11 protein-coding genes and 3 pseudogenes are annotated in these 13,206 nt (G+C 65.2%); 7 read left to right on the forward strand and 7 right to left on the reverse strand.

What is annotated here, in order from left to right; genetic code table 11:
* Positions 1–15 precede the first annotated feature (15 nt).
* Positions 16–1,002 (forward strand): serine hydrolase domain-containing protein, encoded by a 987-nt coding sequence (locus OMK73_RS12535; protein WP_267602347.1) that lies wholly within the window; start codon positions 16–18, stop codon positions 1,000–1,002.
* Here the strand turns inward: OMK73_RS12535 and OMK73_RS12540 are convergent.
* Positions 992–1,912, reverse strand: a complete 921-nt coding sequence (locus OMK73_RS12540; protein ID WP_267602348.1) for a sterol desaturase family protein — start codon at positions 1,910–1,912, stop codon at positions 992–994. The genes OMK73_RS12535 and OMK73_RS12540 overlap by 11 nt on opposite strands.
* A 258-nt stretch (positions 1,913–2,170) precedes the next feature.
* Here OMK73_RS12540 and OMK73_RS12545 point away from each other — a divergent pair.
* The 5 genes and pseudogenes from OMK73_RS12545 (at position 2,171) to OMK73_RS12565 (ending at position 6,588) form a co-directional block, all read left to right on the forward strand.
* Positions 2,171–3,107 (forward strand): annotated as a pseudogene (locus tag OMK73_RS12545) (hypothetical protein).
* A gap of 79 nt (positions 3,108–3,186) precedes the next feature.
* On the forward strand, positions 3,187–3,480 hold the full coding sequence (locus OMK73_RS12550; protein ID WP_267602349.1) for an EF-hand domain-containing protein: 294 nt from the start codon (positions 3,187–3,189) through the stop codon (positions 3,478–3,480).
* Between the two features lie 26 nt (positions 3,481–3,506).
* A pseudogene (locus OMK73_RS12555) lies at positions 3,507–4,220 on the forward strand (response regulator).
* Positions 4,220–5,575 (forward strand): ATP-binding protein, encoded by a 1,356-nt coding sequence (locus tag OMK73_RS12560; protein ID WP_267602350.1) that lies wholly within the window; start codon positions 4,220–4,222, stop codon positions 5,573–5,575. The pseudogene OMK73_RS12555 and the gene OMK73_RS12560 overlap by 1 nt, the downstream one beginning before the upstream one ends.
* A gap of 456 nt (positions 5,576–6,031) precedes the next feature.
* A pseudogene (locus OMK73_RS12565) lies at positions 6,032–6,588 on the forward strand (DUF4410 domain-containing protein).
* A gap of 33 nt (positions 6,589–6,621) precedes the next feature.
* Here OMK73_RS12565 and OMK73_RS12570 read toward each other — a convergent pair.
* The 4 genes from OMK73_RS12570 to OMK73_RS12585 all read right to left on the reverse strand — a co-directional run bounded on the left by OMK73_RS12570 (position 6,622) and on the right by OMK73_RS12585 (position 9,125).
* The gene (locus OMK73_RS12570; protein ID WP_267602351.1) at positions 6,622–7,161 is read right to left on the reverse strand and encodes a helix-turn-helix transcriptional regulator; all 540 of its coding nucleotides are present in this window, start codon (positions 7,159–7,161) and stop codon (positions 6,622–6,624) included.
* On the reverse strand, positions 7,161–7,826 hold the full coding sequence (locus OMK73_RS12575) for a hypothetical protein (protein ID WP_267602352.1): 666 nt from the start codon (positions 7,824–7,826) through the stop codon (positions 7,161–7,163). The genes OMK73_RS12570 and OMK73_RS12575 overlap by 1 nt, the downstream gene beginning before the upstream one ends.
* A gap of 92 nt (positions 7,827–7,918) precedes the next feature.
* Entirely contained in the window at positions 7,919–8,407 is a 489-nt protein-coding gene (locus OMK73_RS12580; RefSeq protein ID WP_267602353.1) for a phasin family protein, read from the reverse strand.
* A gap of 382 nt (positions 8,408–8,789) precedes the next feature.
* Positions 8,790–9,125 (reverse strand): DUF883 family protein, encoded by a 336-nt coding sequence (locus OMK73_RS12585; protein WP_267602354.1) that lies wholly within the window; start codon positions 9,123–9,125, stop codon positions 8,790–8,792.
* A 395-nt stretch (positions 9,126–9,520) separates the two neighbouring features.
* On the opposite strand from OMK73_RS12585, the gene OMK73_RS12590 reads away from it, so the two are divergent.
* Complete coding sequence (locus OMK73_RS12590; protein ID WP_267602355.1) at positions 9,521–10,087, forward strand: acyloxyacyl hydrolase; 567 nt, start codon at positions 9,521–9,523, stop codon at positions 10,085–10,087.
* Between the two features lie 1,280 nt (positions 10,088–11,367).
* Here the strand turns inward: OMK73_RS12590 and OMK73_RS12595 are convergent.
* Together OMK73_RS12595 and OMK73_RS12600 are read right to left on the reverse strand one after the other, a co-directional pair.
* The gene (locus OMK73_RS12595; RefSeq protein ID WP_267602356.1) at positions 11,368–12,183 is read right to left on the reverse strand and encodes a shikimate dehydrogenase family protein; all 816 of its coding nucleotides are present in this window, start codon (positions 12,181–12,183) and stop codon (positions 11,368–11,370) included.
* A 36-nt stretch (positions 12,184–12,219) separates the two neighbouring features.
* On the reverse strand, positions 12,220–13,197 hold the full coding sequence (locus tag OMK73_RS12600; protein WP_267602357.1) for a 2-hydroxyacid dehydrogenase: 978 nt from the start codon (positions 13,195–13,197) through the stop codon (positions 12,220–12,222).
* Positions 13,198–13,206: the final 9 nt, after the last annotated feature.

Genomic DNA, 13,206 nt, shown 5'->3' on the forward strand with positions numbered 1-13,206 from the left:
AGGCCGTCGCTGGAAATGCGACTTCAGCATCTGCTGGCGGACAAATCCGTCACCGGCGCCTGCCTGGCGCACGTGCGCCAGGACGCGATCGAGGTAGCTGCCGCCGGCGTGAGGAACAAGGACACCGCCGAGCCGGTCGATGCCAGCACCGTGTTCGGCGCGGCATCGCTGACCAAGCCCATCGTCTCGTACGCCCTGCTGCAGCTTGTCGACGCCGGCGTGCTGGATCTTGACGAACCGCTTTCGCGCTCGACCCTGCCGATCGTGCCGGACGATGCGGCCTCGGCGCGCATCACCATGCGCCATGTGCTCACGCATACCTGTGGCCTGCAGAACCTGCGCGACAAGAATCCGCTGCGGTTGCACTTTCACCCTGGCGCGTGGTTCAGCTATTCCAGTCTGGGGTTCACGTTCCTGCAGTCCGCCGTTGAGGCAAAAACAGGGGAAACCCTGGAAGCGATCCTGCGGCGCCTTGTCTTCGAGCCGCTCGGGATGCGTTCCTCGAGCCTGGAGTGGCAGGACCGATTCGTCGGCAATGTGGCCAACCCGCATGAAGCGGCGCAGCGGCTCGACGTGCATCGCCCGCCGGCGGCGAGCGCCTCCTATTCGCTGCAAACCACGGCCGGCGACTACGGTGCTTTTGTTGCCGCCGTGCTTCGGGGCGACGGGCTCAGCGCATCGACCTGGAAGCAATGGCTGACGGCAAGCGTCATGGTGCCAAAGGGAGAAATCGTCTACCTCGATGGCACGCCATCGGCCACGGAGCCGGACATAGGCTGGGGGCTGGGGTGGGGCGTCGAACCCAGCCGGGGCACGTTCTTCCAGTGGGGCAAGATGCAGGGCGTGAGGGCATTCGTGATGGGCAGCACCGAGCATCAGTCGGGCGTCGTGCTGCTCACCAACAGCAACACCGGCCTGCGGTTGATGGAGGATGCCGCCCGCGAGACGCTGCCCGGAGAACATCCGGCGATTCGCTGGCTGGCGCATGGGGTCAGCGAGTAGATGCTGACTGAGGCGCGTCACACTTGCGCCGGCGCAGGTTCTCCGTGGTTTCGCCAGTGCCGTCCGCGCGCCAGCCGGGCGGCTGGATCACGTAACGGATAGCGGTCCACGCATTGCCCGCCGACGCGATATCCCGCGCGAGGCTGGCCCAGTGCTCGAACTGATTGACGAGCGGGTTGCGCGTGCACGTCGGCGACACCAGGCCGTAGCGGCACGGTTCGTCCGCGCGTTCCTCGACATAGGTGCCGAACAGGCGATCGAACACGATCAGCACGCCGCCGTAGTTCGCATCGAGATAGTCGGCATTCGACGCGTGGTGCACGCGATGCGCCGACGGCGTGTTGAACACGTACTCCAGCCAGCCGAGCTTGGGCATCCACGTGTTGTGCAGCCAGAACTGATACAGCAGGTTGAACATCAGCGTTGCGAGCACGACTTCTGGGCGCACGCCGAGCCAGACGAGCGGCGCGAAGAACATCGCCGAGCCGCTCAGCTTGCTGGTCCAGCCTAACCGATAGGCAGACGACAGCGTCAACTGGTTCGGCGAGTGATGGACCGCATGCGTGGCCCAGAAAAAGCGGATGCGATGCGACGCGCGGTGATACCAGTAGTAGCAGAACTCCTGGCCGACAAACAGCAGCAGCACCATGAGCGCGCTGTTGATCGTGACCGTAAAGAGGCGATGATCCCAGGCGAGGGCGAAGATCGGCGTCGCCAGCGAAAGCGGCAGCAGCGCGAACAGCTTGCCGCCGACCAGGTCGGACAGCGACAGCCAGGTTTCATTCCAGCCGAACGGCGCGGCGCTGTTGCGGCGTTTTCGGGTGAGCACGCAGGCCTCGATCAGCGAGACGGCGACGATGAACGCCGTGGCTAACGTGACATAGAGTGCGATTTTTCCAGTGGCAGGCATGATGGGTATGGGGCAGGTCGGGGTGGGACGCGTCGTCTGCGGCAATGACCGCGGCTGCGTCGGGTGAGGCCACTGTAGTGGGCAGCCGCGGCCAGAACCAGGCGGAAGATATGTCGCCCGATGTCAGTGGATCTGTCCCCCGGTCCGGTGTAACACCGCGAAATTTTTTCCATGGCGAATGTTTCGCGCCCTCGTCCTATAGTTCGTCCCGTTGCCACGCCGCAGTGCGTGACCTGATCCGAACCTGAAGGACATCCCATGAAGCTCCATCACGTTGTCTCAGCGACCGCCTCGCTGATCCTCCTCGCCAGCACCCCGGCTTTCGCCGCCTGGTCCGGCCACGGCACGGCCTACACGCCGCACGGCGTCTACAACGGCGCGCATGCCGGGTCATGCGCAGGTGGAGTTGTTCGCACGCCGGTGGTGTCGTCGGCCCCTACGGCGGGATCGCGACGAATACCGGCACGGTGAACCGTACCGCGCCGGGGCAGTTCTCGAACTCGGGCACGGCGACCGGACCTAACGGCCGCTCGGTGCAGCACGCTGGCGACACCAGTTGCGCAGGCGGCACCTGCTCGCACACGGGCAACCTCACCGGGCCCAACGGCCAGACCACCTCCACGGCGGGCAGCGTGACGCGCGACGCGCCGGGCCAGTATTCGTCCTCCGGCACGATCACCGGGTCGAACGGCAACACGGTCAGCCACGCTGCATCGACCACTTGCGCTGGCGCTACGTGCGCCCATTCGGGGACAGTGACTGGCGCGGACGGCGGCACCGTCACCCACTCGGGCACCGCGACTCGGGTGGCGCCGGGTGTCGTGACGACGGGCGGCGGGGCGACGGTGGTGCATGGCGGCACAGTCACGGCCGGCGCAACGATGACCACCGTGGGCGCCACCGTGGCCGTCGGCACCGCACCGGTGGTCGTCACGCCCGCGCCAGTGGCTTATGTGCCGCCGCCTCCGGCGGCCTATGTGCCGCCCACGCCGGTTTATCTGCCGCCTGCGCAGCCCCGAAAGCCGTCTACGTTGCCCAGCCGGCGCCCAGGGTGGTGGTGGCTGCGCCGCCGCCCCCGCCGAGGGTTCTGCATTTCGCGCCGCGTGTCGTCTATGTGGCACGGGCGCCGCGTGCGGCGGTCATGGTGCCCGGACACTGGGCCGGCCGCGTCTGGGTGCCCGCGCACTGGGCCTGACAGTAATCACTCATATCGGATCGATTCGGACCGATTACCCCAGCCGACATCGAGTGTCGGCTGCACCACGGAGAAAACCATGAAGCAGATGATCGCGGTTCTGATTTTGTGTATTGTTTCTGCAGGCGCATCCGCGCAGAGCCTCGCACCGCCAGCGGGCAGCAGCGCGCGGGTTGAGCGTGCGATGCAGCAATTGCAGATGCGCTTCGCCAATGCCAACACGACACGCGACGGCAAGCTGACCCGGGACCAGGCGGCAGCCGGCATGCCGATGGTCTCTAGCCACTTCGACGAGATCGACACGCAGCAGGCCGGATACGTCACGTTGGCGCAGATCGAGGGGTTCATGAGACAGAAGGCAATGGCCCGCTGATTCCCGAGCATCGCCGGAGACGCACCATGGAGCAGGTGAACAGGATTATCGTGCTCGATGATGAAGCCGAGCTTGCGCAACATGCTGCAACGGTTCCTGACCGGGCACGGTTTCCAGGTGCGCGCAATCGCCGACGGCAAGCGGCTCGACCGCTACCTGCAGCGCGAGCCGTACGACCTGCTCGTGCTGGACCTGATGATGGAACCGGAAGACGGCCTGGCCATCTGTCGCCGGCTGCGCGCCGAAGGACAGACGCTGCCGATCCTGATGCTGACCGCGAAGGGCGATCCGGTCGACAGGGTGGTCGGGCTTGAGACTGGCGCCGACGACTATCTCGCCAAGCCGTTCCTCCCGGACGAACTGGTGGCACGGATCCGCGCGCTGCTGCGCCGGCAAAAATGGCAGCTGGCGATCCGACCGTGACCTCGCAGACCTTGCACTTCGGTGAATTCGCGTTCGATGTCGGCAAGCAAACGTTGCTGCGCGACGGCGAACCGGTCGAAGTGCATTCCGCGCAGATGCTGCTGCTGCACGCGCTCGGGTCGTCGCCAAACCGCCCGGTGAGCCGCGAGAACCTGCTGGCGCGGGCCCGCGGCCGGGACCACGACGCGCTCGACCGCAGCATTGACGTACAGATCCTTCGCCTGCGCCAGATCGTCGAAGACGATCCGTCCAAGCCGCGCTTCATCAAGACCGTGTGGGGCGTCGGCTACATGCTGGTCGCCGGCATCGGGCCGTGATGCGGCTCGCGCTGCCCCGCTCGCTGCTCGCGCGCAACATCGCCCTGCTGGTGGCGCTCGTCGCGCTGACCCAGGTCAGCTCGCTCACTGTGTTGCTGCATTTCGTGCAGCGCCCACACATCGAACGCGCGGCGATCATCTTTTCCGACTACGTGAAGACGCTAGACCGCGTCTTTGCCGCCATGCCGGCCGAGGAGGGCCGTGCGGCGGCCGCACGGCTCGGGGGGCAGGCGCAACCGCCGGAGCAGGGCGTACAGGAGCCGCATCCCAGTCCGCTGCACTTCTTTCGTACGTATCAGCGCGACGTCTTCATGGAGGCATTGCAGCGCTACCTGCCGGCGGACATGGCGGTGCGATGGCAGGCGGGGCAGCCGGGGACGACGGGGACGACGGGGGAGAGGGAGCAACTATGGATTCGCGTGCACGTGGCCGGCGCGCCCCGCTGGATCGCCTTGCCGATGACCGAAGACGCGCAGGCCAGCGGCGTTGCCACCGCGCTGGTGCTGTCCGCGGCCTTCGCGCTGCTCGCGGCGCTCACGGGTTACCTGATCCAGTTGCACATCAACCGTCCGCTGCAGGATCTGGCACGGGCAGCGCGCCACGTCAGCGCCGGCGAAGCCCCCGTGCCGCTGCCCACGACCGGGCCGACGGAAATCTCCCAGGTGAGCTGCGCGTTCAACCAGATGACGCAGGCATTGCAGCAGGCCGAGGCGACGCGCGCGCTGATGCTGGCCGGTGTCTCGCACGACATCCGCACGCCGCTCACCAAGCTGCGTCTCGCGATGGCCATGTCGATTCCACGCGGCGCCGCCAATCCCTTCGTGGCATCGGCGGAAGGCTATCTCGATCAGATCGACACGATCCTCCAGCAGTTCATGGACTACGCGGGCAGCGGCGAGCGCGAGGTGCCGCAGCCCGGCGACCTCAATGCGCTCGTTAGTCAGCTCGCGGCGGATTTTGCGGGGCTTGGGCACGAGTTCGCGCTGTCGCTCGGCGACGTGCCGGCGCTTTCGTTCAGGCCGGTGAGCCTGATGCGGCTGCTGATGAACCTGATGCAGAACGCGGTCGTCTACGGACGGACCGGCCTTTTCGTGCGCACCTGGGCCGAAGGCAATACGGCCTATGCCGCCGTGTGCGACCGGGGCAACGCCATCACCGCGCAGGAACTGGAGCAGCTCAAGGCGCCCTTTAGCCGCGGCAGCAACGCGCGCAGCCATTCGGGCGGTACCGGCCTGGGCCTTGCGATCGTGGAGCGCATTGCGCGGCTGCACGGCGGCTCATTGCAGTTCCGTGCACGCGAGGGCGGTGGTCTCGAGGCGGTGGTGGCTTTGCCGCTGCACCGGCCATCGTCCTGAGACGAAACCACACATTCCCATGCGTGCCCGTGCCCGAGTCCAAGGCAAGGGTGACATCGCATGACATATTTCCTGCGTGGCGCGCGCCGCCTGTTCCTCCCATACTTGCTTGCGTGGGTTGCGGCTCACACGGATAGCAGAGGAGCCGCACGCAAGCAGGCGTGATCTCCGATGGCTTCTGATCCTGTGGATCGAACGATTGTCGGCGACATTTTCGGCAATGGGCGGCACGATGGTGCCGATGACAGGATCGACATGCGGACTACATTCAAACTCCTCGCGAACAACGCGCGTCTGGCGGTGACAGCATTGGCGGCGGGATCGCTCTTGATGACGGGCTGTGCCTGGGGCGTCACCGGCGTAAGCCAGGCTAGCTTCCAGCCGCAGGTGCAGGCGGACGTCATCTATGTCTATGCATTCGATGCCAGCCCGGATCAGGTGAAACTGGACAGCGGCATGGCACAGAAGCTCAAGACGATGGTCGCCGGCGGCTCGGCCGCCAGCGAACAAAGGCAGGCGGCGCGCGAAGCGAGCGAGCAGGTGTCCAATGAAATCGTGCGGCAACTGCAGTCGAAGGGACTGCGCGCGGTACGCGCGGACGGCCCCGCGCCCGCGCACAGCAACGCGTTGATCGTCGAGGAAGCTTCCAGAAGATCGGTGCAGGCAAGCGTCGGCGTCGCCTGTTGATTGGCCTTGGCGCAGGCAAGAGCGAGGTTGGCGCGTCGGTCCAGATCCTGTACAAGCCGGCCGACGGCGCGCCCATGCCGCTGCAAAGCTTCGCGGCCGAGGCGGACAGCGGCCACATGCCGGGCGTGGCCGAAACAGCCGGCGTCGGCGCGGCCGCCGGCCGACTCGCGACGTCCGCCGCGGCCGGCGCGGGCTTGCATGGCGTGTCCGAGGTCAAGCGCGACAGTATCTCCGCGGATGCCACGCGCCTGGGCGATTCGATCGCGAAACAGGTGGTGGAGGCAAGCGCGGCAAACGGGTGGATGCCGGCGGTGCGGGTGGATTGATGGGAGCTTGCGAGGAGGTATCTTGCGCGCACCCTATCTGAAGCTTCCTGCGGGCCAGGAAGCCTGCCGGCCCGGTCTTGCCTGTTCGCGCCGGAGCAGCGGAGCATAGCCGTGCAATTCCTGCGGCGCGATATCGTAGGCGCGGCGAAATGCCCGTGTAAAGCTCGATGCATTGTTGAAACCGAGCCCTGAGGCGATGTCCTGCACCGCGATATGGGGAAAGCGGACCAGTTCATCGGCCGCCGCCCGCAGCCTGCGGCTGCGGATATAAGCGGCCAGGCCACCTTCATGCGCGAACAGACGGTACACGCTGGCGCGCGACAGGCGCAGCGATTGCAATACGCTGTCGGGGGTCAGGTCGGGGTCGTGCAGATTGGCCTCGACATGGCGCCGCACCTGTCCGTACACAGCGGCCCGCACCGCCGCGCTGGCGCTGCCGGAAAGCCCTGCTTGCCGGCTGAACACCGCGGCCAGCAGTTCGATCGCGGTGCGAAAGGACCGATCGGCTTCGTCTTTGCTCAGGCCGACGATCTGTCGATTCAATGCCACCAGATGCGAGATCAGCACGCGCATCAGGGGCGTGGTGGCCTCAACCAGGCGGCCATGCAGCGAGGCGGCATCGGGGAAGGCCATTTCCACCAAGGCGCGCGGCACAAAGAACAGCAGCATGCGGCTATGAAAGCTACGGATGGTGCACGGCTGGTCCATGTCCAGCGCGAGGATGCTTGGCACGGACGGCCGCCGCGGCGCGTCGAGCCCTGGCTTGCCGCCCTGGAAGTGCGCGGGGTGCCTTCCAGGAACACGCTGAAGGTAATGTCGCGAATGCTCTCTGTCGACACGCGCCCCAACGAGCGCTCAGCCACATTGGGGCTGGTGCGGATGTCGAAGAAGCTCAGGTCGTCGATGGAATAGCGCGACAGCGAGGCGTCGAACGTCTCCTCGCCATGCGTCGGGGCAGGCCGGATGTCGTAGACCGGACTCATCCTCTCCTGCCAGGCCAGCAAGCTCAGGCGGGCGTCGCCTTGCACGCTGAATTGGCTGTGCACGATGCCCGGCGCAAGCATCGGCGGCTCTGGCGGCAACCACAATTGGCTTAGCGGCATAGGCGCGGGCAGCAGGTCGTTCGAGAGTGGATGCACATCGATGATTTCCGTCCAGATGAGGCCCGCCCGGTGCAAGGGGATTTCAATAACGAGCGCTAGCTTGCCCGGTGCGCGCCATTGTGCGGACCAAAGCATATCCTGTCCGGGCTGCCGAGGCTAGGGGCGGCTTCGGGCGGCCAAACTCGGAGACCCGGGCTTGGCCAGATCCGGGCATTCCCGCCGTGTTCTCAGCCGGCGTGGATGGTCCTCTTCTGCGTAGCGGCGCCAGTGCTGCTGGCCGACCCGTTCAGCGTAGCCGCCGCCTGGCTGAGCTTTTCGAACATATCCCGCACTGGCGCAGGCAGCGAAGCGGTGCTCCCGGCCTGCTGCAGCGTCGCGGCCTGGCAGCGCTGCCAGGTCTCGCCGGCTTCCCGCAGTTGTTCCACCATGGCGGTCTGGTTGTGGATGGCAAGACTCATCCTGGCTTGCATACGCTGCGCGTAATGCTCGACCTGGCTGCGCAGGAAGGTGGCCGGCAGGGTGGAGAGCGTGGCGAAGTCGCCGGCATTGGCCAGTTGCGCGCCCGCCTCGTGCAAGATCTCGATGTCCTTGCGTACCGCATCGAGCTGGAGTTCGAGAAAGCGCTGCCGGCTCTCCTGCATCAGGGTCAGCACGCGCAGGCCCGCCTCGCAATTGGCGGTGAACAATGCGAGTGGGACGTCGGTCTGGTCTGTCATGGTGTATCTCCTGGATGCGCGCGATAGCGAGCGTCGATTGGCCACGGTTAAAGAGGGCGGGCACGTCTCATGCGGATCGCGCGACGACTGCAAATCACGATGTCGCCCGTCAGAGGATTCTAGAAGCGTGCCGCCGGCGCTTGTTGATCCGCGTCAAGCTTGTGCGTTCCATCGCGCGGCAAGGGCGTGCTGGCGGCGAGCCTCAAGCTTGCGGCGCATCAAGCATGTTGCAAATGCTTGGTCCAGACTGGATGCAGCGATCCCGCGCTCAGCCTGAGCGCGCAGATCGCCAGAAGCCCGAGGTTGAGCCAGCGGTGGCAGGCGAGGCTGCGCAGGCGCCATTTGGCCATCAATCCGCCATCGATCCGCCATCAATCCGCTATCAATCGCGGCGCAGGATCGACATGGCAACCAGCACCCCGCATAGGGCGCCAACCGCTGCGGCCGCGCCAAGCGTGCGCCATGGGTGCGCTTGCACATACTCCTCTCCCGCATCGGCCCAATCGCGGACCTGATCGCGGCCTTGCGCTTGCAGCTTCCGCAGGCGCAGCTGCAGCGCCTCCAGCCGCACCTTGAACTGTTCACGGGCTTGGCCGGCTTGCTCGCCGGTCAAGGCGGCGGCGTCGCGCAGCAATGCCTGCACATCGGATAGCAGGACGTTGACATCGTGCTGTAGCGTGGCGCGGTGTACGGAAAATGCGGATCTGACGTCGTTCATTGCGCACTCCTGGCTGGTTGAAACGATGAAGATACTGCGGGATGAAGCTAAGCCACATACCACTATAGATACGGCGCAGGCCCGCCGGTTGACCGGCATCAAGCCGCACAGCCTTGAAACGCGCAACGCCGAGGGCACGGACACAAGCGCTCTGACGCACGCCCCGCTGGCGGGTATCGCGTGCGCCGCCTGGTGACAGGCGCCACCCCCGATCCGTGCGCATCGTTCCAAATCTGGGACGCTGATATGCGCTGGTGGCACCTATTCGGCCGCTTGTGCAGAAAGCATACTTCCCTTTTTTCGCGCGAAGCCCAACCCGAAGCGGCGGGCAGCCCGGGACCAGCGCGATGCAACGTGTCACCAAAGCAAGAATTACCCTTCACAAGGCCTTCGTCATGCTTCGATCTGTCTTCTCCTTCGTCCTGATTTCCAGCGCGTTTGCCAGCGCCGCGGCGCTTGCCGCGCCCGCCGGGGAGGATGCCTCGTGGTTCGATCCGGTTCGTCTCGGGGCCGCGCTGGGTGCGGGCGGTGAGGCTTCGATCGCACGCCTGGAGGCGCGATGGAACCTGAAGAACGACCTGTGGGCGACGAGCTCGCAGTCAATCCGCGTTCGCCTGGGTCTTGAAGCTTCCGTGGGTGGCTGGAATCCGCATGGCAGCAATAGCAACCTCATGGGCGATGTGGGCTTTACGCCCATCTTCCGGGTCCAGGGGGCGGGTCGCTCGGGGCCCTTCGCCGAGATTGGCGCCGGCGTGCACTTGCTGTCCCGCACGCGCATCTCGGACGCCAAGGTCTTCTCGACGGCGTTCCAGTTTGGCGATCGCATTGCGGCAGGCTACCGGTTTGGCGACGCGATCGACTCGGAACTGGCGGTGCGTTTCCAGCATTACTCCAATGCCGGCATCAAGGAACCGAACCCCGGTATCAACTTCTACATGCTTCAGTACTCGGCACGCTTCTAAGCGGTATCGGGGCCCGGGCTCAGGCGGGAGCGATGCCGTACCGGCAGCCAATGCGCAGCGGGGTTTTGATGCTTCTAGCTGCTGATGCAGAATAGCATGAGTGGGCGATGTTTTAGCGCTTCTAGCTGCTGTCGCGGCTGTACGGTGTTGGCCGATTTAGAACGTGTGAGATGTCACTTTTCTTTACTCGTAAAGAAAAGTAACCAAAGAAAGCGATCCTTGCAGGAGGCTGGCGTGGCGTCATTGGGAACCCCAATGATTTCGTCGTACGGCCCCGGGTTTTAATTAACTCGTGCCGTTACCGGTTTAAAAGGCCACGATCCTGTTAATGACGCTGGTTTCGTGGTGAGGCCCCCGGTAGCAGCATCCCTGCCCATTCGCCCATCTGCCGGTACCGGATCGGAGCATCACGATATATCACGCCGTGATGGTTTCGTGGTGGGGTGGGCGCGGTGGTAATCTCCCCGGAATTATTTTTCGGTGCCACCGCGCCCACGACGGAAACGGGACGCTTGCAACTTCGTGGCCACCCGCGCCGCGAGCGACAGACGGCATGAAACATGTGGTGGTGGCTACCGGTGGGGGCCACCACGAATCCCCGGGCATTCGCAGCGTCGTGGTGGTCTAAACTGGTAACGGCACGAGTTAATTAAAACCCGGGGCCTGACGACGAAACCATTGGGCTGCGCAACCCCGACACGCCAGCCTCCTGCAAGGATCGCTTTCTTTTGGTTACTTTTCTTTACGAGTAAAGAAAAGTGACATCTCACACGTTCTAAAACGGCCAACACCGTACAGCCGCGACAGCAGCTAGAAGCGCTAAAACATCGCCCACTCACGCTATTCTGAATCAGCAGCTAGAAGCGCTAAAACATCGCCCACTCACGCTATTCCGCATCAGCAGCTAGAAGCGCTAAAACATCGCCCACTCACGCTATTCCGCATCAGCAGCTAGAAACGCTAAAACATCGCCCACTCACGCTATTCTGCATCAGCAGCTAGAAGCGCTAAAACATCGCCCACTCACGCTATTCTGCATCAGCAGCTAGAAGCATGAAAACCCCGCCCACAAGAGACACCCCCGCGTCAGCGGGCCACAAGCAATACACATCGCACACTTCCCCCAACCTACTCGGGGTGCGCGGCCCTGGATTCGGAAACCAACGGCTGGTGCCGTTCATAGAGCCCGCCGCCGAGAAAGCCAATCTTCAACAGACGCGATTTGCCCGCCGCCTGCTGCTTGCCGTCCGCGATCGCCCCCTTGAGCTGGACGATAGGTTCTAAGACAGGCGTGCGATCTCCTCGAGCAGCGCCGCCTCCATCGCCTCGATCGGCGCGCGTGCACAGCCGGTGTAGAACTCCACCTGGGCACATGCCTGGTGCAACATCATGCGCGTGCCGTCGATGGTGCGACAGCCAAGCGCGGCGGCATCCCGGATCAGTTTGCTCCTGACCGGGATAAACGCAGCATCCATGACAATCAAATGGGATGCGAGTTGCCCCGTGACAGGGTTGACATCGGGTGCGCGAAAGCCGGCGGCCGTCGCGTTGGCGAGCATGTCGAAGTCTGCCGCACGGAAGTCGGCCAAGGCGCCACCGAAGCGCAGGCCAAGCGAGGCGGCCAGTTCCTCGCCGCGCGCCGCGGTGCGATTGAACACGGTCACTGCGGCGCCGGCCTCAACCAAGCCGTAGGCCATGGCACGCGCGGCGCCGCCAGCGCCAAGCAGCGCGATGCGCTTGCCCGCTAGCTCGGTCACTTCCTCGAAGGCACGCACGGCACCGATGCAATCGGTGTTGTAACCGGTCAGCACGCCATCGATATTGTTGATGGTATTGACCGCGCCAATGGCGCGCGCGGTCTCGTCGAGCCGGTCGAGGTGGGGGATGACGGCCTGCTTGTGCGGCATCGACACGTTCATGCCGCGCACGCCCAGCGCCCGGATCGACTGCACGGCGCCAGGCACGTCCTGCACGCCGAAGCACACAAAGGTGTAGTCGATCTCGAGCGCCCGATAGGCAGCGTTGTGGATGCGCACGTTGAAAGTGAAGGGCTCGCCCATGATCGAGCCGCACAGCGTGGGAATGGAACGGGGCATTGCGGATTGTCCTTGCGGGGAAAATTGGACCGCGGCCTAGGCGGCATGGGCTGACAGATCGAAGCGCGCGGCGGGTGGCCGGCCGGCCAGCGCGTCCAGCAGATTGCGGGTGGCCAGTTCGGCCATGGCGCGACGGGTCTCGTGCGTGGCCGAGCCGATATGGGGCAGGGCTGTCACCCGCGGATGGCTGCGCAGCGGCGAATCCAGCGGCAGCGGCTCGGTGGCGAAGACGTCGAGCCCGGCCGCGCGCAGGTGGCCGCTGTCGAGCGCATCGAGCAGCGCGCCTTCCTGCACGATCTGGCCGCGGGCACCGTTGACAAAGATGGCGCCCGGTTTCATCAGCGCGAACTCGCGCCGGCCCATCAAGCCGCGCGTGCTCTCGGTCAGGGGCAGCGTGACGGCGACGACATCGGCCCGCCGCAAGGCGTCGTCGAGGTCCGTCCGGGTGGCGCGTCCCACGAGATCGGGCGGTTCCCCGGCAATCTCGTTGACGTAGAACACTTCCATGCCGAAGCCAAGCGCTGCGCGGCGCGCCACCGCCTGGCCGATGCGCCCGAAGCCGAGGATCGCCAGGGTCTTGCCGTGGACGTCCCAGCCGAACAGGTTCTCACCGATATTGGCAGCCCATCGGCCTTCGCGTACATGGGCGGCAAGTTCGACCAGGCGGCGGCTGGTTGCCATGATGAGCGCAAAGACGGTGTCTGCGGTGGTTTCGGTGAGTACGCCGGGTGTATGGCACAGCGCAATCCCGCGCCGGCGCAAGCAGGCAAGGTCATAGTTGTCGACCCCCACCGAGATACTCGAAATCACCTCCAGCTGGCCGGCGTCGGCCAGTTCGGCCGCGCCGAGCTTGACGCTGGAGCCGATCAGGCCGTGGGCGGTTGCCAGCGCGGCGCGAAAGGCCGGCTGCTGTGCCGGCTGGCGCGGGTCGGCGACGATCACGTCATGCTCCGACTCGATCCTGGCGAGCAGGTCATGCGGAATGGGACGGAACACCAGAACATTCTTGCGCATAGGAAATCC

The sequence above is a fragment of the Cupriavidus sp. D39 genome (assembly GCF_026627925.1).
GTDB lineage: Bacteria > Pseudomonadota > Gammaproteobacteria > Burkholderiales > Burkholderiaceae > Cupriavidus > Cupriavidus ulmosensis.

Excerpts from the sequence above, each read along its gene's own strand:
- OMK73_RS12570 (WP_267602351.1), bottom strand. The coding sequence starts at position 7,161 with ATGCGCGTGCTGATCTCGCATCTGGTGGCATTGAATCGACAGATCGTC.
- OMK73_RS12560 (WP_267602350.1), top strand. The coding sequence starts at position 4,220 with ATGCGGCTCGCGCTGCCCCGCTCGCTGCTCGCGCGCAACATCGCCCTG.
- OMK73_RS12595 (WP_267602356.1), bottom strand. The coding sequence starts at position 12,183 with ATGCCCCGTTCCATTCCCACGCTGTGCGGCTCGATCATGGGCGAGCCC.
- OMK73_RS12535 (WP_267602347.1), top strand. The coding sequence starts at position 16 with ATGCGACTTCAGCATCTGCTGGCGGACAAATCCGTCACCGGCGCCTGC.
- OMK73_RS12600 (WP_267602357.1), bottom strand. The coding sequence starts at position 13,197 with ATGCGCAAGAATGTTCTGGTGTTCCGTCCCATTCCGCATGACCTGCTC.
- OMK73_RS12575 (WP_267602352.1), bottom strand. The coding sequence starts at position 7,826 with ATGCTTTGGTCCGCACAATGGCGCGCACCGGGCAAGCTAGCGCTCGTT.
- OMK73_RS12540 (WP_267602348.1), bottom strand. The coding sequence starts at position 1,912 with ATGCCTGCCACTGGAAAAATCGCACTCTATGTCACGTTAGCCACGGCG.
- OMK73_RS12550 (WP_267602349.1), top strand. The coding sequence starts at position 3,187 with ATGAAGCAGATGATCGCGGTTCTGATTTTGTGTATTGTTTCTGCAGGC.
- OMK73_RS12580 (WP_267602353.1), bottom strand. The coding sequence starts at position 8,407 with ATGACAGACCAGACCGACGTCCCACTCGCATTGTTCACCGCCAATTGC.
- OMK73_RS12585 (WP_267602354.1), bottom strand. The coding sequence starts at position 9,125 with ATGAACGACGTCAGATCCGCATTTTCCGTACACCGCGCCACGCTACAG.
- OMK73_RS12590 (WP_267602355.1), top strand. The coding sequence starts at position 9,521 with ATGCTTCGATCTGTCTTCTCCTTCGTCCTGATTTCCAGCGCGTTTGCC.